The sequence below is a fragment of the Moritella yayanosii genome (genome assembly GCF_900465055.1).
Lineage (GTDB): Bacteria > Pseudomonadota > Gammaproteobacteria > Enterobacterales > Moritellaceae > Moritella > Moritella yayanosii.
On sequence record NZ_LS483250.1, the window covers coordinates 619122 to 645744 of the forward strand.

At 40.1% G+C, this 26623-nt stretch carries 22 protein-coding genes; 15 read left to right on the forward strand and 7 right to left on the reverse strand.

The window, feature by feature from the left end; translation table 11 throughout:
- The first annotated feature begins 41 nt into the window (after positions 1-41).
- From MORIYA_RS02800 to MORIYA_RS02810, 3 genes are all read left to right on the forward strand, one after another.
- A complete protein-coding gene (locus tag MORIYA_RS02800; protein ID WP_232011486.1) occupies positions 42-476 on the forward strand; it encodes a cytochrome c-type biogenesis protein CcmH in 435 nt (144 codons plus the stop codon).
- Positions 477-807: 331 nt separating this feature from the next.
- Positions 808-1749 (forward strand): esterase/lipase family protein, encoded by a 942-nt coding sequence (locus MORIYA_RS02805; protein WP_112712525.1) that lies wholly within the window; start codon positions 808-810, stop codon positions 1747-1749.
- 2 nt (positions 1750-1751) lie between these two features.
- The gene (locus tag MORIYA_RS02810) at positions 1752-2624 is read left to right on the forward strand and encodes a lipase secretion chaperone (RefSeq protein WP_112712527.1); all 873 of its coding nucleotides are present in this window, start codon (positions 1752-1754) and stop codon (positions 2622-2624) included.
- A 92-nt stretch (positions 2625-2716) separates the two neighbouring features.
- Here MORIYA_RS02810 and MORIYA_RS02815 read toward each other — a convergent pair whose 3' ends face one another.
- Positions 2717-3634, reverse strand: a complete 918-nt coding sequence (locus MORIYA_RS02815; RefSeq protein ID WP_112712529.1) for a DUF368 domain-containing protein — start codon at positions 3632-3634, stop codon at positions 2717-2719.
- A 290-nt stretch (positions 3635-3924) separates the two neighbouring features.
- On the opposite strand from MORIYA_RS02815, the gene MORIYA_RS02820 reads away from it, so the two are divergent.
- The 4 genes from MORIYA_RS02820 to MORIYA_RS02835 all read left to right on the forward strand — a co-directional run bounded on the left by MORIYA_RS02820 (position 3925) and on the right by MORIYA_RS02835 (position 8595).
- Positions 3925-5262 carry a sphingomyelin phosphodiesterase gene (locus tag MORIYA_RS02820; RefSeq protein ID WP_232011487.1) on the forward strand — a complete coding sequence of 446 codons (1338 nt, stop codon included), beginning with the start codon at positions 3925-3927 and terminating at the stop codon, positions 5260-5262.
- Positions 5262-6221 carry a chromosome segregation ATPase gene (locus tag MORIYA_RS02825; protein ID WP_112712531.1) on the forward strand — a complete coding sequence of 320 codons (960 nt, stop codon included), beginning with the start codon at positions 5262-5264 and terminating at the stop codon, positions 6219-6221. The genes MORIYA_RS02820 and MORIYA_RS02825 overlap by 1 nt, the downstream gene beginning before the upstream one ends.
- A 411-nt stretch (positions 6222-6632) precedes the next feature.
- A complete protein-coding gene (locus MORIYA_RS02830; RefSeq protein ID WP_112712533.1) occupies positions 6633-7589 on the forward strand; it encodes an alpha/beta fold hydrolase in 957 nt (318 codons plus the stop codon).
- A gap of 91 nt (positions 7590-7680) precedes the next feature.
- Positions 7681-8595, forward strand: a complete 915-nt coding sequence (locus tag MORIYA_RS02835) for an alpha/beta fold hydrolase (protein ID WP_112712535.1) — start codon at positions 7681-7683, stop codon at positions 8593-8595.
- 237 nt (positions 8596-8832) lie between these two features.
- Here MORIYA_RS02835 and MORIYA_RS02840 read toward each other — a convergent pair whose 3' ends face one another.
- Positions 8833-9402: an NnrU family protein gene (locus MORIYA_RS02840; RefSeq protein ID WP_112712537.1), complete on the reverse strand. Its 570-nt coding sequence runs from the start codon at positions 9400-9402 to the stop codon at positions 8833-8835.
- A 130-nt stretch (positions 9403-9532) separates the two neighbouring features.
- Positions 9533-9934 carry an SMI1/KNR4 family protein gene (locus tag MORIYA_RS02845; protein WP_112718394.1) on the reverse strand — a complete coding sequence of 134 codons (402 nt, stop codon included), beginning with the start codon at positions 9932-9934 and terminating at the stop codon, positions 9533-9535.
- Positions 9935-10691: 757 nt separating this feature from the next.
- Here MORIYA_RS02845 and MORIYA_RS20710 point away from each other — a divergent pair.
- The 6 genes from MORIYA_RS20710 to MORIYA_RS02885 all read left to right on the forward strand — a co-directional run bounded on the left by MORIYA_RS20710 (position 10692) and on the right by MORIYA_RS02885 (position 17798).
- Positions 10692-10919, forward strand: coding sequence for a hypothetical protein (locus MORIYA_RS20710; protein ID WP_162629218.1), 228 nt, complete (start codon positions 10692-10694; stop codon positions 10917-10919).
- A gap of 372 nt (positions 10920-11291) precedes the next feature.
- Positions 11292-12827, forward strand: a complete 1536-nt coding sequence (locus MORIYA_RS02865) for a pyridoxal phosphate-dependent decarboxylase family protein (RefSeq protein ID WP_408632075.1) — start codon at positions 11292-11294, stop codon at positions 12825-12827.
- Between the two features lie 112 nt (positions 12828-12939).
- Entirely contained in the window at positions 12940-14157 is a 1218-nt protein-coding gene (locus tag MORIYA_RS02870) for a carboxynorspermidine synthase (protein ID WP_112712543.1), read from the forward strand.
- A 2-nt stretch (positions 14158-14159) separates the two neighbouring features.
- A complete protein-coding gene (gene nspC, locus MORIYA_RS02875; protein WP_112712545.1) occupies positions 14160-15344 on the forward strand; it encodes a carboxynorspermidine decarboxylase in 1185 nt (394 codons plus the stop codon).
- Positions 15345-15396: 52 nt separating this feature from the next.
- Positions 15397-16860 carry a diaminobutyrate--2-oxoglutarate transaminase family protein gene (locus MORIYA_RS02880; protein ID WP_112712547.1) on the forward strand — a complete coding sequence of 488 codons (1464 nt, stop codon included), beginning with the start codon at positions 15397-15399 and terminating at the stop codon, positions 16858-16860.
- Positions 16861-17006: 146 nt separating this feature from the next.
- Entirely contained in the window at positions 17007-17798 is a 792-nt protein-coding gene (locus MORIYA_RS02885) for an EAL domain-containing protein (RefSeq protein WP_174216890.1), read from the forward strand.
- A gap of 66 nt (positions 17799-17864) precedes the next feature.
- On the opposite strand, the gene MORIYA_RS02890 is transcribed toward MORIYA_RS02885, so the two are convergent.
- Entirely contained in the window at positions 17865-19778 is a 1914-nt protein-coding gene (locus MORIYA_RS02890) for a methyl-accepting chemotaxis protein (protein ID WP_112712549.1), read from the reverse strand.
- 222 nt (positions 19779-20000) lie between these two features.
- The gene (locus tag MORIYA_RS02895) at positions 20001-21914 is read right to left on the reverse strand and encodes a methyl-accepting chemotaxis protein (RefSeq protein WP_112712551.1); all 1914 of its coding nucleotides are present in this window, start codon (positions 21912-21914) and stop codon (positions 20001-20003) included.
- 342 nt (positions 21915-22256) lie between these two features.
- On the opposite strand from MORIYA_RS02895, the gene MORIYA_RS02900 reads away from it, so the two are divergent.
- Both MORIYA_RS02900 and MORIYA_RS02905 read left to right on the forward strand, forming a co-directional pair.
- Entirely contained in the window at positions 22257-22934 is a 678-nt protein-coding gene (locus MORIYA_RS02900) for a thioredoxin domain-containing protein (protein WP_112712553.1), read from the forward strand.
- A gap of 325 nt (positions 22935-23259) precedes the next feature.
- The gene (locus tag MORIYA_RS02905) at positions 23260-24261 is read left to right on the forward strand and encodes a GGDEF domain-containing protein (RefSeq protein WP_112712555.1); all 1002 of its coding nucleotides are present in this window, start codon (positions 23260-23262) and stop codon (positions 24259-24261) included.
- Positions 24262-24348: 87 nt separating this feature from the next.
- Here the strand turns inward: MORIYA_RS02905 and cdd are convergent, their stop codons facing one another.
- Together cdd and MORIYA_RS02915 are read right to left on the reverse strand one after the other, a co-directional pair.
- Positions 24349-25242: a cytidine deaminase gene (gene cdd, locus MORIYA_RS02910; RefSeq protein WP_112712557.1), complete on the reverse strand. Its 894-nt coding sequence runs from the start codon at positions 25240-25242 to the stop codon at positions 24349-24351.
- Between the two features lie 101 nt (positions 25243-25343).
- Complete coding sequence (locus MORIYA_RS02915; protein WP_112712559.1) at positions 25344-26534, reverse strand: class I SAM-dependent methyltransferase; 1191 nt, start codon at positions 26532-26534, stop codon at positions 25344-25346.
- Positions 26535-26623 lie beyond the last annotated feature (89 nt).

The window sequence follows — 26623 nt, forward strand, 5'->3', positions numbered from 1 at the left end:
TACGGCTAACGAACAAATGAATTAATCAAGTGAGAATATAAATGAAACGATTATCAGCGTGTTTTGGCATGATGGCGATGTTAATTATAACGCCACTCTCTGCACAGCAGTCTAGCTTGTCTCGTGGTGAACCTAAGCAGTCGGTAGAAATATTTGAATTTAATACCTTAGATAAACAAAATAGGGCGATTAACTTAGCACGTCAATTACGTTGCCCTCAATGCCGAAACCAGAACCTGATGGAATCAAATTCGCCGATCGCCAAAGATTTGCGATTGGAAGTGTATTTGATGGTAAATGAGGGGCAAACCGATCGACAAGTGATTGAATTTCTGACTAGTCGTTTTGGTGATGTGGTTTTGTATAACCCTAAATTTGAACCCAGAACTTACGTGTTGTGGCTTGGACCTTTGTTTTTTATTATGTTATTTGGTTGGTTGGGTTATCGTAAAGTAACGGCGTCGATAGTGAGCTGATTATTTGTGTTGGATTAGTGCTTTTATTTTGATTTATTGTTTAAGATCAATTTAGTACAATAAACTGATGGCGATAACAGTTATGGACTATTATATCGACAAATTGAATATTCCCAATAAATAGCCCAATGTTTAATTATTATTAAGCATAACATCTATTGGCTGGCTCCCATTATATTTTATGTCTATTTATCTTTAGCAACTCATTGAACTTCATCACATTTATTAATAACGTCTCTCTATACTATGCCTTTGTATTTATTTAGGTACAGCTCTGTTCTGGGGGTTGAACTGACTTGTTAATTTAAATTTAATAATTAGGGATGAATAAATGAAACAATGTTTTACATTTTTAACTATGTGTTTGGTTGCTTTTAGCAGTCTGGCTGCTGAATCGAGCGATAGAACTGAACAAAAAGGTTATACCGAAACGAAGTATCCAATAGTTTTAGTTCATGGACTTTTTGGTTTTGATTCAATTGTTGGTGTTCAATATTTTTATGGTATTCCTCGTACATTAACCAGAAGTGGTGCTGTGGTGTACGTCGCTCAGGTTTCTGCAACGAATCGAACAGAAGAACGTGGTGAGCAGCTATTAACACAGATTGAACAGATTTTAGCTGCTACAGGAGCAGATAAAGTTAACTTAATTGGGCATAGTCATGGCGGGCCTACAGCACGTTATGTAGCATCTGTTGCGCCTCAATATGTGGCATCCGTCACCAGTATTGGTGGGGTTAATAAAGGTTCAATTATTATCGATATCATACGTAAAGAAGTACCAGAAGGTTCAATATCAGAAGCGTTAGCCGTTACGATCACGGCTGGTTTTAGTAACCTAATTAACTTCCTTTCTGGTGGTGGTGACTTACCACAAGATCCAATTGCGGCATTAGAATCGTTAACAACTAAAAGATCGTTAGAATTTAATCAATCATACCCAGAAGGTATTCCGACAACAGCGTGTGGTGAAGGTGAGTATCTTGCTGATAATGGTGTTTATTATTATTCATGGAGTGGTTCCGCTAATTTCACTAATTTGTTAGACCCACTCGATGCGGCACTTGTTTTAATTGGCATTGGTTTTAGTGAGCCTAATGATGGTGTGGTATCTGCGTGTAGTTCGCACTTAGGTAAAGTAATTCGCGATGATTATAAAATGAATCATGTTGATGAAATTAACCATACATTTGGTATTCATCACCTGTTTGAGGCTGATCCAAAAACCTTATATCGTCAACACGCTAACCGTTTACAATTACAAGGCTTATAGAAATGAAAAAAATCGCATTAACGTCGATAATTTTAATTGCAGTCGTTACTGCGATTTTTATCGATACGAATAACACGGACAAGCAAATACAAACGCAATCGTTACAGTCAAAATCGCAGCTGGACACTGCTATTGATTCAGCATCTGCACGCGATACGTTTGAGTATTTTTTATCTGGATTAGGAGAGAAAGAATTAAACGCTTTACAAGCGAAATTTATGCAGTTTAATTCGCAGCGTCCTGTTGACTCACAAATAGATAAAGCATTATTCCAGCAATATATTCATTATAAAACCTATTTACAGACATTAGAGTCAGATGCGAACTCTGCTGACTTTGGTTTAGTTGATCTTATGGCGTTAAATGATCAATTACTTGCTGCTCAGCTTAAGTTTTTTACACCAGAACAACAAAAATTATTGTTCGCAGAAGAAAACCAACTTAGAACCATGGCATTGAAAAAACTAGAGCTCCAGCAAGTTGCTGCGTCGAAAGAAGAGTTCAATGCTATGTGGCAACAAGAATTACAGTTGCTTCCAGAGAAAGAGCAGCTAACGTATAAAAATGCGGCCTTAATGGGGTCGTTAGCAGATACCAAAGGGTTGGATACGCAAGAAAAGTACTTAATACGTCAAGATCTGGTAGGGGCCGAAGGAGCACAACGTTTAGCTGAGTTAGATGCAAAGAACGAGGTGTTTAACGCTGACGTTGATAACTATTTAAATGAACGACAAGCGTTAATGACTGATGATCGCTTAACGATGGGAGAGCTATCATCAGCGATAACAGAATTACGTGAGACGAATTTTCCATCTCAACAACAACGCCGTATTAAAGCGTTGGAACGCATTCATGATGCTAATACGGATTCATAGTCATTGATATAAAGGGTGTTGATAGTAACTGTTGTGAATGCGACAACATCAACTGCCGCATTCATTTTTCACTCGATATTGAACTGATATTTTTAAGATGCTTTTTCTGCGGTCTTTTCTAACACCAAGATAAGAATAATAGCAGCAAGCATAGCCACGATAGCATACGCTAATAATGCTGGCTGGCCTGTCACTTGCTCGAAGCTAAATGGTGAAAGATTACGTTCTAACAATGGCACTTCAAGGCCACTTGAATTAGTTCGCCACGTTAACGTTTCTTTCCATGGCCATACTTTACCAAGTGTACCAATCATAAGTCCGGTTAAAAACGTCAATGTGATATCGCGGTAGTGTTTTAGTACCCATGTCAGCACATGCGAGAATGTCAGCAGGCCAATAGCACAACCAGATGCAAAAATCGCTAATGTGACGATGTCGATAGATTTAGCCGCCGCAAGAATGGGTGCATACATACCTAACATCAACAGGATAAAACTACCTGAAATACCCGGTAAGATCATGGCACAGATCGCAATAGATCCTGCAAGTAAGATATTGAGCGACGTTGGCTCAAGATTAAGCGGTTGCAGCACGGTAATGCTATAAGCAAAACCAATACCGGCGATGACAGCTACAAAGCGGTTGACTTTCCAGAATTCGACCTGCTTAAACATGTGGTTTACTGAGATGATGATTAAACCAAAGAAGAACGACCAAAGCGGAATAGGGTGGGTGTGCAGCATCCATGTGATGACACGCGCTAGCGTAAAGATACTCGTTAGGATACCTGCCAGTAACACGATCAAGAATGACCCATTGATGTAATCAAAAGCCGCTTTCAGACCATCTTTTCTGATCATACCGATAAGGCGTGGGGTAATGCGACTAATACTCCCTAACAAAGTATCGTAAATGCCGGTAATGAAGGCAATTGTACCGCCGGACACGCCAGGAACAACGTCTGCTGCGCCCATCGCCACGCCTTTTAGAAAGATAGAAACTTTACTCATGATTCTCCGTATAATTTATTGATTAAAGGTCAAATTTAACAGCATTATAAACGGTTTGATCGAAACTTATATAGAAAGCGATATAAGTGTGATCCGTGGTCGGTTTAAGGTGGAGTGATAAAGCGGATTATTTTTGTTGTTACTTTGGTGTTTATTATCAGCGATCACGCTTTTTATCTATGTTTATGTTTAATTGTGATCCCAACTAAATATTTAATATTATTGTATTTTAAATGTCATATTCTTAACTTAACCTCATATTCGCTATAACAACAATCAAAGGATTTGATGTGAATATACTAAAAAATGTAATAACAACAACTTGCCTCACTTGTGTTATGAGTGTGCCTGCACTTGCCGACAGTGATATCTACCTTACGAATAACTCCAACCAGACCATGTCTATTCAAGTTAACCATACCGGTTCAGATTTACTTGAAGAAGGCACAGAATGGCAACAACATGTACAGACACTTAAACCATGGGAAACTAAAATGGTATTAAGTTTTAATCGCTGGGAAGGGGTTAAGTCGGGTGATACTTATCAGTTCGAAACACTGGTGACCAATGAAAATGGCGAGTCGCTGTCGTTGTTACAACAAGTGAAAGGCTATTGGTATAAATCAACACTTGATCATGGTGCCAGTGCCAATGATGTTGCGTTGAATTGGGCGGATGATCGTGATACTCATCGTTATCAGTCAAAATATAACAGTAACAGCAGCAGTACTGAAATTGCGTTTAAAGCGAGTGCGACTGGTCGTTATGATGATATATATTACAGTATCACCCCGCAAAAAATTGATGAACAGCCTGTAGCCGACGCAGATACACTCAAAGTCATGTCATATAACGTCTGGGCTCTGCCTGTGATTGCAAAGCACATCGGTGACCGTTTTCAGGAAATACCGAAGCATTTAAAAGGCTATGATGTACTCATGCTACAGGAAGTATTTGCTTCTGGTCGTGATGCATTTTTGCGTGATCTGGCTAAAGAATACCCGTATCAAACGAAGATGTTAGATTACCCTGGGATTAATGTTTACGATGGTGGTGTGACTATTGTGAGTCGCTATCCAATTGTTAATGAAGGGCAATACGTCTATCCCGATTGCTCTGGAACAGACTGCTTTGCTGACAAAGGCGTAAATTATGCTGAAGTGATCAAAAATGGTAAGGCATATCATGTATTCGCAACCCATACCGCGTCGTTCGATACTGATACCGCACGCGATTACCGCCAGCGTCAATTTCGCCAGATCCGCGAATTTGCTCATGCACAGAATATCCCAATCACTGATACTGTTGTCTATGGTGGTGATTTTAATGTGAACAAACTTAAATTCCCAACTGACTATCAACAAATGTTTGCCAACTTGAGCGCTGATGAACCGCAATATGCTGGTTATACAGAATCAACGTTCGACCCGCGTATTAATGCCTACGCAGGTAATGCACTATCGGGTGGTGAAAATATCGAATATCTTGATTATATTGTTGTCAGTAATGAGTTTGCCAAGCGAAACGAGAACATAAACACAGTGAAAATACCGCGTACAACGGTTGCTAGTTTATGGAAACATTGGAATTTGTCCGATCATTTCCCTGTTAAAGCAGTGATCCGTTAATGCGATGGCCATTACTATTAATAAGCGTTGCCTTTATTGGCAGCGTTTATTTATTCATCACCAATGAAAATGAACTCAACGCTATTAAGTTTGAAACAGCGAGCCCAGTATTATTTGAAACGGCTGATGAAAAAGTGCAGCCGACAGCCTCTGCATCGAGTCAAACTACAGCACAGATACAAATTAATGAGGATATGCCTGAGCAAGATACTTTATTACAATCAGGGCAAGCGTTAATGACAGCGATAACGTCATTTTGGCAGCAATGTAGAAGGGAAAGTAATTGCGATGAATTGTTAACCCAACAGCAGTTGTTACTTGATGATGATCGTTATCAGTTATTAGTCAACTTCCCTGTAAACCTACAGAACGAACAGCGGTTGATGGGGGCGTCGTTAATCAGTCTGGATGCAAGTTTGACGGATAAAATCGCCAATGTTAAAGCGATTAGAGAGCAAATATGGGGTGATGATGCAGCGCTGTTATTTCAGCAGCAAGATGCTTATTATGATTACCGCTTGTCGCTATCTGATCTTGATAATCGTTTAAACCAAACTCAGAATTCGGATGACTTTATCAATGAATACAATGCGATGTTGGCAGACCGGGGTGAGGACTTAGATAGCTTTGCGTTAAGCTCTGATACAGCCAAGTATGAACAAGCGTTGCAATTAATCCCTTCATCTATGCCCGAGGATGAAACGGTCAGAATTAAGGCCGAATTGGCTTCGCAATATCTAACCGCTAACGAACAACAATCCATTGTTAACCGAGATCAGCAAGTTGATAAGCAAAAGCAAGAAATAACGGATTATCAGCAGAGATTAAATCAACTTGAGGCCACACTTGCTAATGAACGTGCAACGTCAAAGAAAACAATGAATGATGAAGATTGGCAAGTTTATAAAGCAGATCGCTTGTATCAATATCGTCTTAGCTTCTTTAGTTCTCGGGTCTAGCTCAACAACCAAAAACATAAAAACGTTTTGGTTGTTCGTTTCTGTATCAGCTAAATTGTTACTGGGAAAATTAAGCTCAGAGTTATTGTACGATAGCTATAACCGCATATGCTAATGCTGGCTGGCCTGTCACTTGCTCGAAACTAAATGGCGATAGATTTAACCGCCGCAAGAATCGGGTGAGTGTGCGGCATCCATGCGTTAGTTAGATAATCATCCGTTATAAAGTCAGTCGCGCTATCTGAACTCGTTCTGTGACTTCTGCCGATTATGCTTGTGACAACTGTAACAAAATCAATAATTAAAGCTTCTTTAATCTAACGTAGCTTTACATCTATTATTGCAAAGTGTATAACAAATATAAAATAGAGTTATTACTCTATTTTATATTTGTTATACAAGGAACTACAAGTGAATAAAATAACAAAAATACTCTTAAGCTTAGCGGCCGCCTCTGCATGTGTATTGGTTGGCGCCGTGTTATATGCCAATGTAATCGGAAAAGGTAGCCTACCAGCAGCAGACCCGCAAGGCTATACAACCATTGAAGCGAATGGTCTTAGTTTTGCGGTTGATATACGTGGAGATAAAACGGGGACACCGGTTATATTGCTCCACGGATTCCCAGAGTCAGCAGTGATGTGGGACAAATTCATGGATGAGCTCACTACAAAGGGCTATTACGCTATTGCACCAAATCAGCGTGGTTACAGCGCCGGTGCTCGACCTGATGACGTTGAACAATATCAATTGAAATACCTGGCTTCAGATGTCATTGCGATTGCCGATCAGCTTGAATTAAAACAATTTCATTTAATTGGTCATGACTGGGGCGCAGCGGTAGGTTGGCAGGTTGCTGCAGAAAACCCTGATCGTGTGATCAGCTATGCGGCTATTTCTGTTCCACATATTGATGCTTTCGGTAAAGCATATCGTGAAGATACAGCACAATATGAATCGAGTGCTTATATCCGTTTCTTTCAGAAACCGATCTTACCTGAATTCATGATGGCAAAAAATGATTATGAGCGTTTAAGATCTATTTGGTCACAGCATGACGCAGCTGAAATTGAACACTACGTTGGTATTCTTGGTCAGGAGAAAGCCCTGACAAGTGCCATCAACTGGTATCGTGCCAATTTCTCTGTATTCACCAACGGTTTAGATGTTGGTAAAGTGAACGTACCCGTTACGTTTATTTGGGGAAATCAAGACCATGCGCTTAAGCGTTCTGGCGTTGATGACACCAGAAATTACGTCGAAGGTGAATATCAATTTATTGAAATGGATGCCGGCCACTGGATTATCCAGGAAAAATATGACGAACTAACAGGCCACTTGTTAGCTCATTTAGCTAAATATAAATAGGTTTCAATTTAATTAGCTTATACAAAGATAAACACCTGCTTGGTCTTTTTAAACCAGATTTGAAAACAAAAGTAGAAATAAAAGGATATACATGAAAAAAATTATGCTTAGAATATTGTTGATTGTACTCGTTGTACTTTCTCCCGTTCTCTACCTCATTTACACATTTGCCTTTACAGGTCCTATGCCAGATGCGGAATTTCAGAAAAAACTTCCTGAAATAGTAAAAAACCTTGAAGTTAAATTCGATGGTGACGGTGAAGAGACCTTAGTGTTTATCCATGGTTACCCTGACAGTTTGGAGCTTTGGGACAAGCAGGTTGAATATTTTAAAGATGATTATTCGATTGCTAGATTCACGTTACCTGGGTTTGAATTAGAAGATAATGGAGAAAGACCTCATTACAATATAAAACAGATCCGAATGATTATTAACGCCTTTATCAAAGGTTTAAATAAGGAACATGTAACAGTTCTGGCTCACGACTGGGGTGCTGCTTATGCTTCTCAGTATCTTAAGAAAAATGACTTAGTAGATAGACTAGTACTATTTGACATCGGTAGTTTTGGCGATGAGAAACGACCAACCATCAATGTTAAATATACCTTTGCACTTGCCGTTGCTTGGACGTTACCGGAATTTTTAGGCGATAAATTAGCACTATATACTGCGGACAAAATTTTAAAAATTGAAGATGTTGACCCTAATAAAACAATCGCCGATTTGCGTTCAGATCCCCGTATGACTTATCCATACTGGCATTTGTGGAACTCTGTATTGACGAAAAACACAACAAAAGCGACAGCGATAAAAGATTATGGCACGCCTTTCCTTTTCATGTACGGGAAGGACAAAAAGGTCTGGTTCCATGCTAAAAGCTGGGAAAAAGAGCTACAAGAACAGAATAAGGGGCAAGTTGAAGTTGTACCTGGAGGCCATTGGTTTATGCAGTCTTCACCTGATCTCGTTAATAAAAAGATCTCTAATTGGTTGAACTCTCACTAAAAAACAAATTGCTGGCCACTTGCTTACTCATTTATCGATGATTTTGCAGTGGCACAGTGAATTAACTCAATTCGTTTATGGCTAATAAGGTAAAACTTTAACTGCCGCATCATCCCCTTTCCCCCATCCAATTGCCTCATTGATAATGCGTTTAGGTAACGCCAGCGAAACACATAGAATGGGGGGAAGTTAGGATCATACTAGCTGCTATACTAGATGATTTTTAATGTTAAAAGCTCAAATAGACAATGGCATGCCGATCAATAATGGATGTAGATAAAATATAAATACACCGGTTAAAAGCACGCCAATAATGATAGCAATAATGTCGTTTATTCCGTTCGATTTAAGTCCTGGAATGACGCGTGGCGTTCTCTTGTTCATCGAGATCCTAGCAACACCAGCCCAGATTATAAACGCCCCGAAAAGTATGACATCGGCCAGCATGCCATTTACTAGCAGATGGCTGAATGCCCATAGTTTCACCGCGATTAGCTGGGGATGCTTGGTTACTTGTTTTATTTTTCCCGGGAGGTAAGGAGCGACAAAAAGTACCATAGCTGGCAGCATCAACAAGTAAGTCAGATGCTTCAACCAGTAAGGTGGTACATACACAAGTACAGGCTCGAGTCGAAGTGCAGCATAGCCCTTGGCGATAAGTACGATACCTACAACGGATATGAGTGCATAGATAATTTTCCATCCGTTCTCGCTTTTGGCGGCCATTCTGTTTCTGAAATCGTCAGCAATGATTGATATTGAATGAATTCCGAGAAATAGGAATAAGCCTGTGATTAAACTCAACATAAAATATTTCCTTTTAAGTCTACAAATTAAAACTCACGATAACCTTGTTCAACGTTATGAATGTTGTGTAAAATCAAATTGCGCGCAATTAAGTGTGTGATAAGATCACAACAACAGATCCGATTCACAGTTAAAGTTCATTGAACTGGGCTAGCCATTGAGTAAAAGAATCAGATACTTGCGTCACGGTACAAGCACCATGGTCAAAAAACCAGACGGGTGCATCGGTTTGCTGACTTATACAATTGCTCAGTTTGAAACAAAACATGTTGCCCTTACAATCAGATGCAAACAAAATATGCCCCTTTGGCATACCGCTCATTTCATATAACTGAGACAGCGAAGAGATATCTTCGAGGCTTAGGAAATCTTGCACTTCAGAAATATCGGAATTCAAATCACAAATCTTAGTTAACACGTTTGGCGTGTGAACCAAGCCATAGGTAGATATTAAATATTTATATGACTCAGGTAAAAAACCATTTAACTTTGATTCAAGCTCTGCAATATCATCACCATTTATTGGTACCATGGCGTTTTTACTGCCCCAGTTTATTACCGCGATTGACGATAAAAACTGTCTTAATTTTATAATGAAAACAAGATACACAGGATAACCATACGCTTCAATTAATTATTGATATAACCAATGAATACTATATAAATCATCAATTGGACGATATGTTTGGATTGTGGCAAAGTAGCGTTATCGGGTCTGCAAGGCCAACACGAATAAAACTCAAGGAAGAACATCATGGCTAATAAACAAGCGTTTCATAACACCAATTTACCTGATATGCGTAATGCTTTTAGTTGGGGACTAAAGTTGAGCGATTTTAATGAGATATTTTTTGTCGCAGTGGTTAGGTCATAATGTGCAGACAGATAATTCGTCACCAAAGTTTCAAAGTGATTAACACCCGTGTGTTTCATTTGGGCAGCCATAAATTGGCCGTTATTATTAGCCAGGAAAGTAGGATCAGTACCAAAAAAGAGGCGCTAGTTAGTTTTGAATTAACTGATGGAGGCGAATGATTAAAAATTACTTAGTTTCCATGCGTTAACTTTATTATCCATCATCATAAGTGTGAATAGATATTGTTTGTTTGCACCTATATCCGCGGTCACAATGACACCGTCGAGAGATGGCGTCACAAAATAACTTACAGCAAACGGATATATATTTATATTTACGAGAGTTAGAAAAATTGTCGTTGATTAGACTAGGACAAGGCAACCATTTTTACTTTGTTGTAAACCGACTGATTAAGAGGCGTTCTGATGGGCCTATGCATCAGACATTAGTCAGGGTTAATCAGCGAGTTATCAAAGAAGCGATCTCTTCACATACAGGGACTAATTATCCATTTTACTCCGCGAGTCGGTTATTGAGTGAGGCCAGCAGTAAGCAGTTCTATCAAGAAGTCGATAATCTGTATTTTCGCTTTCAGCAACAAGCCACATTAGATCAAATGCTTTATCCGACAGAAGAATTGAAACCGTTTAAAACATATTAAATATACCTATATGTTGTTATCTGTATAGTTGATATAACTAAACCAGCTTGTATTAACAGATTAATTTATATTAATCGTGCGATAAAAAACTTGCATCTCGATTACATTTAAATTACATTGCGGTCATTAAATCGACCCGATCGATTATTTTCTTTTATATGGACTTTAAAATACAGTGATACAAACCATTAATCACACATTTCAAATTTCCCTACCGTACTTCTGATCTCTGATTAGCGCGAGCTATTTGCTTTGCCGCCTAGAATTTAACATCTCTCGTTATTTATTAAATTGTGAATCGCAATTGTTATATTTGTAATTACACACTTTAGAGATAAACAATTAAATATGTATTTTATTTCAAGCTGAAGAATGATGACAAACTCAAAACAACACAATGATTGGTCTGATGTATTTGTAAATATAGATCCGACTGCAGAACCACATTATTTGAATGCGATCTCGCATACTGTGCAACAACTTTCGACAATGATTACGGCGATTGATGCGCCGTATTCAGGGTTGGAACCAGCGCAATTGAATGAGCGGATCAAGGCAATGCCAATTGGCAAAGCTCCGATTGCCCCCTTGGCAGACATCATTTCGAATAACGTTGACCTCATTGGTAAAAACTCAATTATTGTGCAACACCCGCACTGTATTGCGCATTTGCATACGCCACCGTTAATTCCAGCGCTTGCTGCTGAAACGATTATCTCGGCATTAAACCAGTCGATGGATTCATGGGACCAAGCGTCTTCTGCTACTTACGTAGAACAGAAAATGACAGATTGGTTATGTGAACTATTTGGTTATAACCTGGAACAGTCAGCGACAAGTAATGGCGCTGATGGTGTATTTACCAGTGGTGGTACGCAAAGTAATTTAATGGGACTATTATTAGCACGTGATCGTGCGGTAGAACAGATCTCGGGTGAAAGCGTTCAAAAAGACGGTTTACCAAGTTACGCCAAAAAATTACGCATCCTATGTTCGAAAACCAGTCATTTTACAGTGCAAAAATCAGCATCGTTAATGGGGCTGGGTGAGCGCGCCGTCGTTACTGTAGCGACTGATGACTTTGGTCGTTTAGACATTAACGCGTTAACTGCAACGATAGCTGATTTACAGTCTCAAGACTTGATCCCGTTCTGCGTGGTTGGTACTGCGGGTACCACTGACCTTGGCGCGATTGATGATCTACAAGCCATTGCGGCTATCAGCGAACAGCACAGCATGTGGTTCCACGTTGATGGTGCATATGGCGGGGCATTGATCCTGAGCTCGCACAAAGACCGTTTAGCGGGTATTGAGCTAGCTGATTCGATTAGCACTGACTTTCACAAGTTGTTTTTTCAACCGATTAGCTGTGGCGCATTGTTGATCCGCGATAAACACAATTTCAAATACTTACTGCATCATGCCGATTATTTAAATCGTGAAACAGATGAACTGCCAAACTTGGTGGATAAATCCATTGCCACGACCAAGCGTTTTGATGCGTTAAAGCTACTGATGTCTATGCAAGCTTTGGGGACAGATAAATTTGGTGCGATGTACGATCACCTCATTAGCTTAACTCAAGATGTAGCAGCGTTAGTAACAGCAACGGACAAGTTTGATCTGTTAGCACAACCGCAACTAAGCACTGTGTTATTTAGATATAACCACCTTTGCAGCGGCAACGACGTAACGATTGAGCATGAAGAAGAAATCAGCGTGATCAACCAACGTTTACGTTTAGATCTGTTGACAGCAGGGCAAGCCGTATTAGGCGAAACCAAAATCAATGGTTATACCTGTCTAAAACTGACCATTTTGAATCCATGCTTGCAGTTAAATGATTTTGAAAGCTTGTTTACCAAGATTGCTGATTTTGCAGCAGAGCAAGATTATATTAATAATTGATAGCAAATAAGCAGTGCTGAATAACGAAAAACAAATAGAACAGTGGTTGGTGTTTCTCGAATAAACCAGCCATTTAATAAATAACAAAAAAGAATAAGTTTAAGGAATAGATATGTCTGTATTACAAATTGGTGCTGGTGGTGTTGGTTGGGTTATTGCGCATAAATGTGCACAAAACAATGACGTGTTTGGTGATATCACTATCGCATCACGCACAATCGCTAAATGTGACAAGATCATCACCAGTGTGCACAACCGTGACAACTTAAAAGATAAGAGCCGTAGCTTAGTATCACGTCAGATTAACGTTGATAACAAAGAAGCACTTATTGCGCTTATCGAAGAAGTAAATCCAGATTTAGTAATCAATGCCGGTCCTCCGTGGGTTAACGTAGCAATCATGGCAGCTTGTGTCGCAACGAAAACGGCTTACCTAGATACATCTGTAGCAACGGATCTATGTAGTGAAGGCCAACAAGTGCCAGAAGCTTACGATCCACAATGGGCATTCCGTGAAGACTTCGAAAAAGCCGGTATCACAGGTATTCTTGGTGCTGGTTTTGATCCAGGCGTAGTAAGCGTGTTCGCAACGTATGCTTACAAGCACTTGTTTGATGAAATTGATAGTATCGACGTAATGGACGTAAACGCGGGTGATCACGGTCAACGCTTTGCGACTAACTTTGATCCAGAAACAAACATGTTAGAGATCTTAGGCGATTCATTCTATTACGAGAACAAAGAATGGCATCAAGTACCTTGTCACAGCCGTGTCATGGAATTTGATTTCCCGGTTGTTGGTCCGCAAAAAGTTTATTCAATGGCGCATGATGAAGTGCGTTCATTAGCCGAGTTCATTCCTGCTAAACGTATTGAATTCTGGATGGGTTTCTCTGATAGCTACCTAAATTACTTCAACGTAATGCGTGATATTGGTTTATTAAGCCAAGTACCAGTAACAACAACTGACGGTATTACGGTTGAGCCGCTTAAAGTATTAAAAGCTATCTTACCGGATCCAACGTCACTTGCTGCTGGTTACACAGGTAAAACCTGTATCGGTACTTGGGTTCGTGGTACCAAAGGTGGCAAGCCACGTAGCGTATTCGTATACAACATTTGCGACCATGAAGAAGCATACAAAGAAGTTGAGCATCAAGCGATTTCTTACACTACGGGCGTGCCAGCAATCACTGCTGCATTACTTTACTTCCAAGGTAAGTGGAGCGACGTTGGTTTGTTCAATGTAGAACAGCTTAACCCTGATGACTTCTTAGACTTGATGCCTCGTATTGGTCTAAAGTGGGAAGTTCAAGAGTTGGAATGCTAATAATGCCGGCTGCTAAAGCTATGCAAACAGAGGCGTCTAGCACGCCTCTGAAAACCCCGTATTTCATGATCCATGAAGACAAACTGCTGCGTAATCTTGAGATCTGCAAGCAGTTAAAAGATCTTTCTGGTGTGAAACTGGTATTAGCATTGAAATGTTTCTCTACTTGGGGAACATTCAACACTATCAGTAAATACCTAGACGGTACCACCAGCAGTGGCCCGTACGAAGTGCAGCTTGGTCACGAAACATTCCCCGGTGAAACACATGCTTATAGCGTGGGTTACAGCGAAGATGACGTGATTGCCGTGCGTGATATCGCCGATAAAATTATTTTTAATTCGGTATCACAACTTGAGCGTATGCAGCCGTTGTTAAATGCAGCAAGCAGTGTTGGTTTACGCATTAATCCAGAAGTGAGCTACGCAGGGCAAGATCTTGCTGATCCAGCGCGTGCTTACTCTCGTTTAGGGGTGAAAAAATCTGGATTAACTGCGGAAACAGTGGCTAAACTTGATGGTTTGATGTTCCATATGAACTGTGAAAATAAAGACTTTGTTGCTTATAACAAGATCTTGGCTACTATTTCAGAACAGTTTTCAGCACACTTAGATCAAGTTTCATGGGTGAGTTTGGGTGGCGGTTTGTTTTTCACTTATCCTGGCTATCCAGTGGCAGAATTAGCATTAGCACTTAAAGCCTTCGCAGAAAAACACCAAGTACAATTATATCTTGAACCGGGTGAAGCGGTGATCACCGATACCACTGACTTAGTGGTATCGGTACTCGATATTGTTGAAAATGATAAAAAAACGGTGATTGTAGACAGTGCAACCGAAGCGCATCGTTTAGATACGCTTATTTATAACGAACCGGCGAGTTTTGCTGAAGCAACTGAAAATGGTCAGCACCCTTATATTATTGGCAGCTGTTCATGTTTGGCGGGGGATATATTTGGTGAAGCCAATTTTCCACAACCATTACAAGTTGGCGATCGTTTAACCATCAAAGATTCAGCAGGTTATACCATGGTGAAACTGAACTGGTTTAACGGCCTGAAAATGCCAAGTATCTACTATAAGCGTGTTGGTAGTGGTGGCGTTGATGGCGAACGTGTAGAAGGTAAAATAGAAAGCCTGAATCAATTTAATTATCAGGATTTCAAAGCGACATTAGGGCAAGACTAATCTTGCCGAGTGTAAGCAACAATATGAATAATACCTTTCACAAGGTGGTACTATGAATAAAAGATCAAAGAAGGTTGGAAATGCCGTGAGCGAAGTTTTAAATAATGTGACAGAAATGAATAACGATAAACCAGAGACGCGCGCCCAAGCGCCTGTTGCGTTAAATCTGACTTCGTTTCTTAGTCAGCCTGCACGCGTGCTGGCGACTAATAGCTATTTACAACGCCAAGAACAGCGTGAATCAAATGCACGCAGTTATCCGCGTCGTTTGCCACTTGCGCTTAAACGCGGTCAAGGTATCTTTGTTGAAGATACTGAACAACAGATCTTTATTGATTGTTTAGCTGCTGCTGGCACGTTAGCGCTTGGCCATAGCCACCCAGATGTGACAGCAGCTTTGATTGAAACTGTGCAATCAGACGTACCAATGCAAACATTAGATCTGATGACGCCAATTAAAGATGAGTTCATGACGCAGTTGTTGGATCTGCTGCCGGGTAATATGGCTGACAATGCACGTATTCAAATGTGTAGCCCTTGCGGTTCAGATGCGGTTGAAGCAGCATTGAAATTAGCTAAAATTGCCACTGGTCGTCGTTCAATTCTCGCATTCTCTGGTGCTTACCATGGCATGACGCATGGCGCGTTAGCGATGATGGGCAATTTAGGGCCTAAATCGGCACTGAGTATGACGGGGGCTGATGTGCAAATTATGCCATTCCCGTATGCACCTCGCTGTCCTTATGGCCTAGGTGAAGCAGGGATTAAAGCCAGTCTTTATCAGCTAGAAACGATGCTTACGGATCCTGAATCGGGAGTAGCTAAACCTGCCGCGATTATCGTAGAAGCAGTGCAGGGCGAAGCCGGAGCACTGCCCGCAGATCCTACTTGGCTTAAAGGCTTACGTGATATCACTAAACGTCACGGCATTTTACTCATCATTGATGAAATTCAAGCGGGTATGGGCCGTACAGGTAAAATATTTGCATTTGAACATGCCGATATTGAACCCGATGTGATCGTCGTTTCTAAAGCGTTAGGTGGTGGCCAACCATTAGCCGCGATTATTTATCATAATGACTTTGATAAATGGAATCCAGGTGCTCACGCGGGCACATTCCGTGGTAACCAGTTGGCAATGGCGTCGGGGTTGGTGGTTATGCGCCACCTTGCGCAAGAGCAACTGCATTTACATGCGGGTGCAATGGGCGCTAAGTTAAAACATGATCTAGAAGCGATTGACAGTAACGTTATCGGTGATGTGCGTGGCCGGGGTTTGATGTTAGGCATTGAGATTGTTGATCCGAATGGTGAACGTGATGTATTGGGTAACTTGCCACAAGATGGGCAACGTGCGAAAGAAATTCAACAAGCGGCATTACGTCGTGGTTTGATTATCGAATTAGGCGGCCGTTTTGGTTCGACTATCCGTATGTTACCGCCACTCATCATCCAATCAGAAGAAATTGATGTGGTTGTTGCTATTTTAACAGATGCGATAAACTCAGTTGCTTAATTGATAAAGCGTTCAACCATGAATAAAAAGGCCTTTAGTTCTGCACTAAAGGCCTTTTTATTCATTTAATTGTCATTTTTGAGCTAACTATTAGTAGTGATATTGAGGATTATTAGTAGTTGGTGTTAGTATACTAAATCGTTTTTATGCCAGAGTTAACAGATTTGACTAATATAGCGCCAATTTTACCACCTAAATTACTATTATATATATTAAAAGCAAAGAATTATGGTGTTGAGTATCAGCCTATTATTGCGGTTGAAACACTTGAGGTTTTTGCTTATGAAGCCTTGTCTCGCTTTTATGACGAAGCAAACAATCCAATTCCCCCTGATCACGTATATAAAGCTTTGCATCATAATCCGCTATCACTATTTCAGGTGGAATTAGCACAGAAAAAATTACAGCTTAAACATGCCCCTAAAAATTTCAAATTATTCGTTAATTTAGATCAAGACTCCTATTTTGCTTATGGCGACGATGTCGCTGAGCAGTCGGTAACAGCGACGGAATTAAACCCTTTCATTCGATTGTTTTTAGAGCATGGCGATAATGAAATAGTGGTAGAGTTAATTGAAAATTCAGAAATAAACGATGCAAAAATGAGCCTGAATATGATCAAGCTTATGGCGTCATATAATATAAGGACTGCGCTTGACGATATCTGTAATGAACAGTCTATGATTTCGACCGCAGTATTAGAGCAAGTTGATTTTATCAAGTTCGATCGTTTTGTGGTATTGAATAAACACAATTCAAGTTTTCTGCTGCTAATTAAAGCGCTAATTACCTACGCTGAAGAGGCCGGAAAGAAAACCATTTTGGAGGGGGTTGAAACGGATGAGGATCTGGCGTTTGCAAAAGCATTAAATATTGATTACGTTCAAGGCTTTCTATTTAAACCACAATTTGTATCTGCACCGCGTTTCGGCCTTTAATACATCGGCCCTTAAGATAAGCAAGGGCCGAGCAAGTTACACAAATAATCTTATATTTATACGGTATTATTTCAGTTTAAACTGACCAACAATCGCCACTAACTGTTCATTTGAACTGGCTAGATCACGGGTACTGTCCATGGTCTTCTGACCGTTTTGGGTTAGTTGATTTACCATCCCTTGGATCATGGTCATGTTACGGTTGATCTCTTCCGTTACTGAGCTCTGTTCTTCTGCTGCAGTGGCTATTTGAATACCCAGATCATTAATCTGCATGACAGAGTCAGTCATTGAATCGAGGTTATCATTAACACTTGCCGTGGTCGTTGCTGTCTGCTGACAACTGGCTTTGGTGATGTCCATCGCACGAACAACCATATCGGCACCATTACGTAAACGTGTCAGCATCTCGTTAATTTCAGAGGTACTTTGCTGTGTGCGTGCTGCTAGCGTACGAACTTCATCTGCGACAACCGCAAAACCACGGCCTTGTTCACCAGCGCGTGCTGCTTCAATCGCAGCATTTAATGCCAGTAAGTTAGTCTGGTCTGCAATTTCACCAATCACACTCAATACAGTGCTGATCCTATCGGTGTCTTCATTCATTGTTTGAATGTTGATTGCCATCGCTTCAACTTCATTAACTAAGTCTGCCACCCCGTGCACAGCGCCTTCGACAATAATTTTTGATTTGCGTGCCTCGTCTGCAGATTGCTGAGTAAAGGTTGCAGATTGCGCTGCATTTTGAGCAACACTTTCTGCGGTTGAACTCATTTCTGTTATCGCTACAACAACCTGGTCTGTTTCACTAGCATGGTCGATTAATACTGTATTATTGTGCTCAGTCTGCGTTCTTAGTTGCTCAATGCCTGCTGAGATATGGTCTGTTGATTGTGATATCTCTAACATCATCGCTTGTAAGTTACTCACGAATTGATTCACTGCTTCTGCAATTTGGCCTAAGTCATCGTTACTGTTTACAGTGAGACGCTGGGTTAAATCAGCGTTACCTTGGGCAAGGTCGACAATTGTCGCTTTTAACGCCAGAATTGGACGGTATAATCGATTAAGTGCGGCATATACAATAGCGGATGCAATAAGGATAAGCAGTAGGGCGCTTAATATTTTTTCTTCTAATAATTCTTGTATTGTTGCGTGGTGTGCAGATTTGTCAATTGTGATCAGTAAATGCCAACGCATTGAGTCATCAAGTTTAATGCTTTCAAAGTAACTCACTTTATCTGCACCATTAACAGTGAAGTTGGTTACGCCTTCATCTTTATTGAGCATTTCTTGTTGCAGTTGTGCATAGCCCATTTTGTCAGCTAACTTACTTTGGCCAGGATTACGGATCTGCACTGTTGAGGCGATAGTGGTACCTTGGTTATCGTGTAAGCTTGTTACCGCGTTGGCAAATGCAGATGCACGAACCATCTCATTTAACACTCCTAACTCGATATCGGCAAGCAGTACTCCTTCAAGTTGACCATTTTTATAAAAAGGGGCTGCAATACTGATAAGTAATTGCTTTGTTAATGCATCTTTATACATTGCCGTCACAATCGTACTGCGTTTTTGTTGAGCAAGAGTATACCAATCACGTGTGCGGGGGTCATAACTAGCTAAATCTCGTTTACCACTTGCAGCGCCATAAGAGCGGCCATCAGCAAAACCAACCACGATGTCACTCGCTTTAGTGGCTGCGGTGATTTGTCGTACCATTAAGAGTATCTGCTCGTCACTACGTGCTTGGGCAAAATCGGGTGCCGTTGCAATTAAACCGTCTTTAATGGTTTGGAACCAAGTATTAATTTTTGCCGATGTGGTATCAACTTTTAATATAGAGTAATCGTTGATATTACTCGACATCGAAGAAGATAACTGGCGGTAAGAAAAGAAGTTAGAAATAGTTAAGGTTGTTATTAAGAGTAGAATAATGACAGATATTATCCTCCCTTTAAAACTTGATAGAAAATCCACGTGTATTTACACCCTTTAATGGTTAGAAATATTGCTGTTTAGCTAATTTGCCAATGTATATTTGTTTAAGGAAATTTTTTAACATGCTATCATTCATAGGAAAGTTCGGGTAGGGTTTTATTGGTGTTTATAAAGTTAATATTGACATTAAATGCTTTATTACTATTTTAGATCAAGATTTACAGCTGCATGGGCTGTAAATCTTGATATGTTATATTGTGATTATTTTAGTTTAAATTGTCCAACAATCGCGACCAATTGTTCATTCGAACTTGCGAGTGTATGTGTACTGTCCATGGTTTTTTTACCATTCTCAGTTAACTGAGATACCATACCTTGAATCATTGTCATGTTACGGTTTATTTCTTCAGTTACTGAACTTTGTTCTTCTGCCGCAGTCGCTATTTGAATGCCAAGATCGTTTATTTGCATGACTGAATCTGTCATTGAATCAAGGCTAACATTGACACTTGCTGTCGTTTCAGCCGTTTGTTGGCAACTCAATTTGGTTGCATCCATTGCTTTAACGACAGTATCTGCACCATTACGTAGGCGGGTTAACATCTCATTAATTTCAGAGGTACTCTGCTGAGTTCTTGCTGCGAGTGTGCGAACTTCATCGGCAACCACCGCAAAGCCTCGACCTTGTTCGCCAGCACGTGCAGCCTCGATAGCCGCGTTTAATGCCAGTAGGTTGGTTTGATCTGCAATCTCACCAATTACACTTAATACCTTGCTGATTCTATCGGTGTCTTCATTCATCGTTTGAATGTTTAGTGCCATCGCTTCAACTTCATTAACTAAGTCAGCAACCCCGTTAACCGCGCCTTGAACCACAGCTTTAGATTGGTGCGCCTCATCGCTAGACTTCTGCGTGAAGGTCGCACTTTGTGCTGCGCTTTGAGCCACACTGTCTGCAGTCGAACTCATTTCAGTTACTGCAACAACAACCTGATCGGTTTCATTTGCATGATCAATTAATACGGCATTATTGTGCTCTGTTTGAGAGCGTAATTGTTCAATCCCGGTAGCAATCTGCGTTGTTGATTGTGATATTTCTAACATGATTGACTGTAGGTTGCTAATAAAGGTATTTACGCCTTCGGCTATTTGGCCTAAATCATCTTTACTTGTTACTTCCAATCGCTGAGTTAAATCGCCGTTGCCTTGCGCGAGATCTTGAATTGTTGATTTTAATGCAATGATTGGTTGATAGAGTTTATTAAGACAAATATATATTAATATCGACACGATAAGAATTAAAATAGCAGCTGTGATCAATGAATCATTAAAGCTGTCTGTAATGACGGCGTGGTGCGCGTCTTTATCCAGTGTGACCACTATATGCCAGCTTAATTGGCTATCAAGCTTAACAGATTCAAAATAGCTGATCTTTTCTTTACCATTGACTGAAAGAGCGAGTTTACCTTTTTCTTCCGCTAGCATTTTTTGCTGTAACTGGGTAAATGCGGTGTTATCGGCAAGTTTTGATTTCCCAGGGTTGTCGATAGCATCGGTAGAAGCAATTATTGTACCTACGTCATCAAACAAACTTGTGGTTGCATGAGAAAATGCAGAAGCCTTAACAATATCTTCAAGCACGTTCAATTCGATATCAGCGAGTAATACACCTTGTAATTGCCCATTACGGTAAAATGGTTCGGCGATACTCACCAATAGATTGTTGGTAAATGCATCTTTATACATAGGCGTAATAATTGTTTTTCTTTGACGTTTTGCTTCTTCATACCAACCTCGTGCACGCGGGTCGTATTCCGATGCGTCATGTTTTCCGCTCGTCGCACTATAAGAACGCCCATCTTCAAAACCGACGAGTATGTCTGTTGCTTTCGTTGCTGCATTGATTTGCTGCACCATTAAAATCAGCTGGTCATCGTTACGTGGTACAGAAAAATCGGGAGCCGTGCCGATCAAACCGTCCTTGATAGTTTGAAACCAAGCGTTAACAGTTTCGGATGTACTACTGACTTTCAGAGTTGAGTACTTATCTATATCATCTTTCATTAACGCGGACATTTGGCGATAAGAAAGAAAGTTTGATATTGCAAGCGTCGTGATAAGCAGTAACATAATTACTGTAATTATCCGGCCTTTAAAACTTGATAAGAAATTCACGTGGGTACATCCTTTTTATAAATTAATTCGAGAGTGGATACTCGCATTACACAGCGATAACACTATCGCAATTACATTGTTATTAGCTTATCGGCTGTAAATATTGATATCGTATTTTAAATGGCTAATGAGTGATATTGGTCACAAAAATACAATGCATATATTCATTAAGTATTACTGTTATTGAGCAGGATTGGTGCAGTCTTGTTCGATTTAGAGAGGATATACTTATTCTGCATGATTGATCTATACCATGATGAAAGTAAAGCTAGGTAATCTTATTAGACACTATTGGTGATGCATTATACGCTCTCTGGATTTTCAATCTATGGTCCTCTATTTATGAAATATTTCTTTAAACCACTGATATTACTTTTTGTCTCGTTTTTTTCACTTGTTGGTTGCAGTGACATTAGCAATCCAACAGAAGGAACTGAATATACGGTTATTTCAACGCCGATGGCGGATATGCCTGCTGTTGTTGAAATATTTTCTCTTGCATGTGGTAACTGCCGAAATATGGAATCAATGATCCCTGCAATCGAAGATATGACTAAAATAGAGATTGCTAAAACCCACGTAACCTTTAATGAAAGTGCGCAGCGTTCTGCTTATGTTTATTATGCTGCCGCGAATCAAAATAGCGGTAAACCTAGCCATGAGATGATGACTGACTTGTTTATTTATACCCAAAGTGGTGCTGGTGCAGACAAGCATGGTCATGGTGAAGGTCAAGAGACTGAAGACGCTGCTGAAGCGATGACACCTGCTCAGAAAAAAGCAGAGATGGTTGACATATTCGCAAAATACAACATGAAAAGCCCAATTGATTTAAGTGAAGCAGAGCACGAAGCGGTTTATCAAGCCATGGTTAAAGCAGAAATGATTGTAACGAACGCTAATATTGCATCTGTACCTGCTTTCCTCGTACAAGGTAAATACCTGGTTAACTCTAGCGCACATAAAACATTAGAAGACTTAGCCGCAACGATTACTTATCTGAACAGTTTAGATAAATAAGCGCTAATACATCTTATTTGTCAATCCTAAATGGAGCGATACTTGTTTATTTACAGTGATGAGTGTGTACCGTTCCTTTTCTATATCAACTTTCATTCAAAAGTTGATCGTATCGTTTGTAACATCGCTTCGTGACACAGGTTTTGGCGTATTAATGTAAGTCTCTGTCAGGTAAGGTTTACAACCACCTCTAGTTAGGCGTGCTTTAACGTATATTCTAAATACCGTGATTAATCAAAGCGCATTTATGCGTTTTTTTTGTTCTCAATTTTATGTTTTGTTTACTAAACTCTCAGTATTAGTGATGTTCAAAGGGTATGAGTAAATGTTACACGCGGTTAATGGTTGTGCACATGAATGGTTTATCTCATTAACCGAATCGGAAGATGAAGCACAACTTGAAGTTAGACTAATTGATTCATTACAAGCTATTTTACAAACGCAGAAAATTGCAGTGTTTGCGAGGGAAAACGTACTTACAGAGCAGAACATCGCCTTAATTACTGATAATTTAACCGGTCAAGAATTTACGCCTGAAAGTATTGATTCGTTGTATCTTAAAATACAAGATAATAAGATCCATACCTGTCTGTGCTCACAACTCAGAATAAGCTATATCCCCATCTGTCATTGTGAATCGGTTATTGGTTTTGTTGTTGCCGTGCATACAAAGGAAGATATTTTAGATACCAATCAATTTGGCACGGCTGTTAATGTATTACACATTTATGCTAACCAACGTCATATATTATTTAAAAATCGACTTGACCCACTGACTGAATTACTTAACCGACAAACCTTTGAGAGTAAACTGATGGAGGTGATCGCTGGTCATGATCACAATGAACGCCGCGAGCAGATTGATGAACACTGTGCTTGGTATCTGGGTATGTTAGATATTGATAACTTTAAACAGGTGAATGACCAGTTTGGACATGTCATTGGCGATGAGGTGTTAATCTTAATTGCACGCTTAATTAAAACCAATTTTCGTAGTCAAGATTATATCTTTCGCTATGGCGGTGAAGAATTTTCAGTATTGTTTAAATGCGCAGCAGAAGATACAGCAGTACTTATATTGGAGCGATTAAGGGAGATGATTGCGCAGTATATATTCCCACAAGTTGGGACTATTACCATCAGTATTGGGTTTACAGAATTAGAGAGTGACAGGAGATTATCAATACTCGTTCAGCAAGCTGATATAGCCTTGTATGACTCAAAACGTGCTGGGAGAAACAAGGTAACAAACTTTAAACAAATCGAAGGTCAACATAATATTGAATGTGTCGTTGAGCATGAACACGAATTGTTTAAATTAAGCTAATTTTAATATAAGAAGTTAAATGAAGATTAAATGCTAAAAAAGCATCTGTTAATTATGTTATAACGCACAGATGCTTTTAATTGTCATTTAATGTGCAAATACATGCTGATAATTTTCAATACCGATTTCAGACACAAGTATTTGCGTAGCTTGCGCGTGACTCATCTTAGTCTCTGCTTTTTCAACTAAGATCATCGCGGTAATATCAGCTAATCCAAACCCAGCTAAATTTAAATTAATTAACGCGGATTGCAGTGGTGATAATGACGGATTAAAAGCGGCATTTTCAATATAACGGCCGGTAATCACAGTCCCCGTGGTTGTTTTTAACGCAATACCAGCATGGCAATGACTATAAGGCGCATAACTGTCGTTTGCTGCTTGCAGTGCCGCTTGTACCAGTGTTGACTCGCTTGGTTGTTGTAAGGTTAAATTAACTGGTTTAGCGGCTAATAGTGATTCGCGAATACCTAAGTCAATTGGACCAAAAGAATCGGGCAGCAAAGTCGCTAAGGTTTTAATCCCTGTCGCCTTTAAGTTGACACTTAACTCGGGTGCACAGTTTAATTCATTCATGAATTGACGACAGTGACCACAAGGACTATCGGTGACCGTAATGTCTAAAATAGCAGATTCATGATGACTAAAGGCATTATTAATGGCAGCTTGTTCAGCATGAACACTGTTGAATAGTGCTTGATGAGTAAATTCATAATTGGCACCAAAGTATAGATTTCCCGATCCTGCTCGTGCAATTGCGCCAACATTGAAGTCTGAGATAGGTGCAACAGAATAGGCCGCAGCGAGGGGTAATAAACTCAGTAATAACTCAGGTGTTTCGAGCGCAGAATGCAATTGTAATAGGTCGACATTTTCAGCATTAATCACACCTTTAAAATTAGGTTCAGAGATTATAGGGTGAACATGGCTTTGAAGTGATTCAGGTAAGCACGAAAGTGCGGTAAGGAGCTTTTCTTTCATAAAATTGGCCTTGTTAAAAGTGGCACTGAATAGAGAATAAAATTCTATCTGAGTGCCACTTTGCAACTAAACCCGATTAATTACAAGGTTAGAGGTCTAAATTACAACACTTTTAGTACTAAACCGTTAAGGTAGTAACCTTCTGGATAAAAACTAGCCGTTGGATGATCAGCCGCTTGTGATAAACGTTCAACGATATAAGCATCACGACCCGCATCCAGTGCGGCATCAGCAACGATTTTCTGGAATAAACTGACTTCCATTAGGCCTGAACATGAGAATGTTAACAGTGTGCCGCCTGGCTTAAGTACTTGCATGGCCACAAAATTGATGTCTTTATAACCACGACAAGCACCTTTCATTTGCGCTTTGTTTTCTGCAAATTTAGGTGGATCAAGAATGATGGTATCAAACTTACGGCCTTCTTCACGGTATTTACGTAGTAGTTTGAATACGTCAGCACGTTCGAATTCTGCTTTTGAAAGATCTAATTCGTTGTGTTCCATATTACGTTTGGCAATATCAAGTGCCGACTGAGATAGGTCTACGTTCGTAATTGATTTTGCGCCAGCTTGTAGTGCGTAAATACCAAAACCACCAGTGTAAGAGAAGCAGTTTAGTACATCTTTGCCTTTGGCATATTTTGCCGCGGCTTGACGGTTATCACGTTGATCAAGGTAGAAACCTGTTTTATGACCACCTTTGATATCAACTTCAATTTTGATGCCGTTTTCTTCGATAATAACAGCTTCAGGTGGCTCTTCACCTTTAAGCACGCCTTTTACTGGTTCTAGGCCTTCTTTTTTACGTACCGCCACATCAGAACGTTCGTAAATGCTGCATTCTGGGTAAAGTACGCTGAGTGCTGCAACCAGTGTGTCACGGTGGAATTCAGCACCGGCAGATAATAACTGGCATACTAAGAAGTCGTTATAACGGTCGATAGTGATACCCGGTAGACTATCAGATTCTGCTGCAATCAAACGGTAGCCAGTTAGGCCTTTTTCTGCGATTAAATCGTCACGTAACGATTGTGCACGTTTAATACGTTTTTCAAAGAACGCTTGATCAATTTCAAGACCGCGATCATAGTGCCATACACGTACACGAATCTGAGATTCAGGAGAGTAGCTGCCTGATGCTAGCCATTCGCCGCCCGCACTAATAATATCAACTGTTTCACCCATTGCTGGTTCGCCTTTCACTTTTGCAACTGCGCCAGAGAAGATCCACGGGTGTTTACGTTTAAGTGCTTTTTCTTTGCCTTTAGCAAGGATAATTTGACCTGTCATTTAAATCTCTTATTCTTCTATAGTAGATAGATAAAAAGGGACTCAGTGCGAGTCCCTTTAAAATTAGCGATAATAATAGCGATGAGACA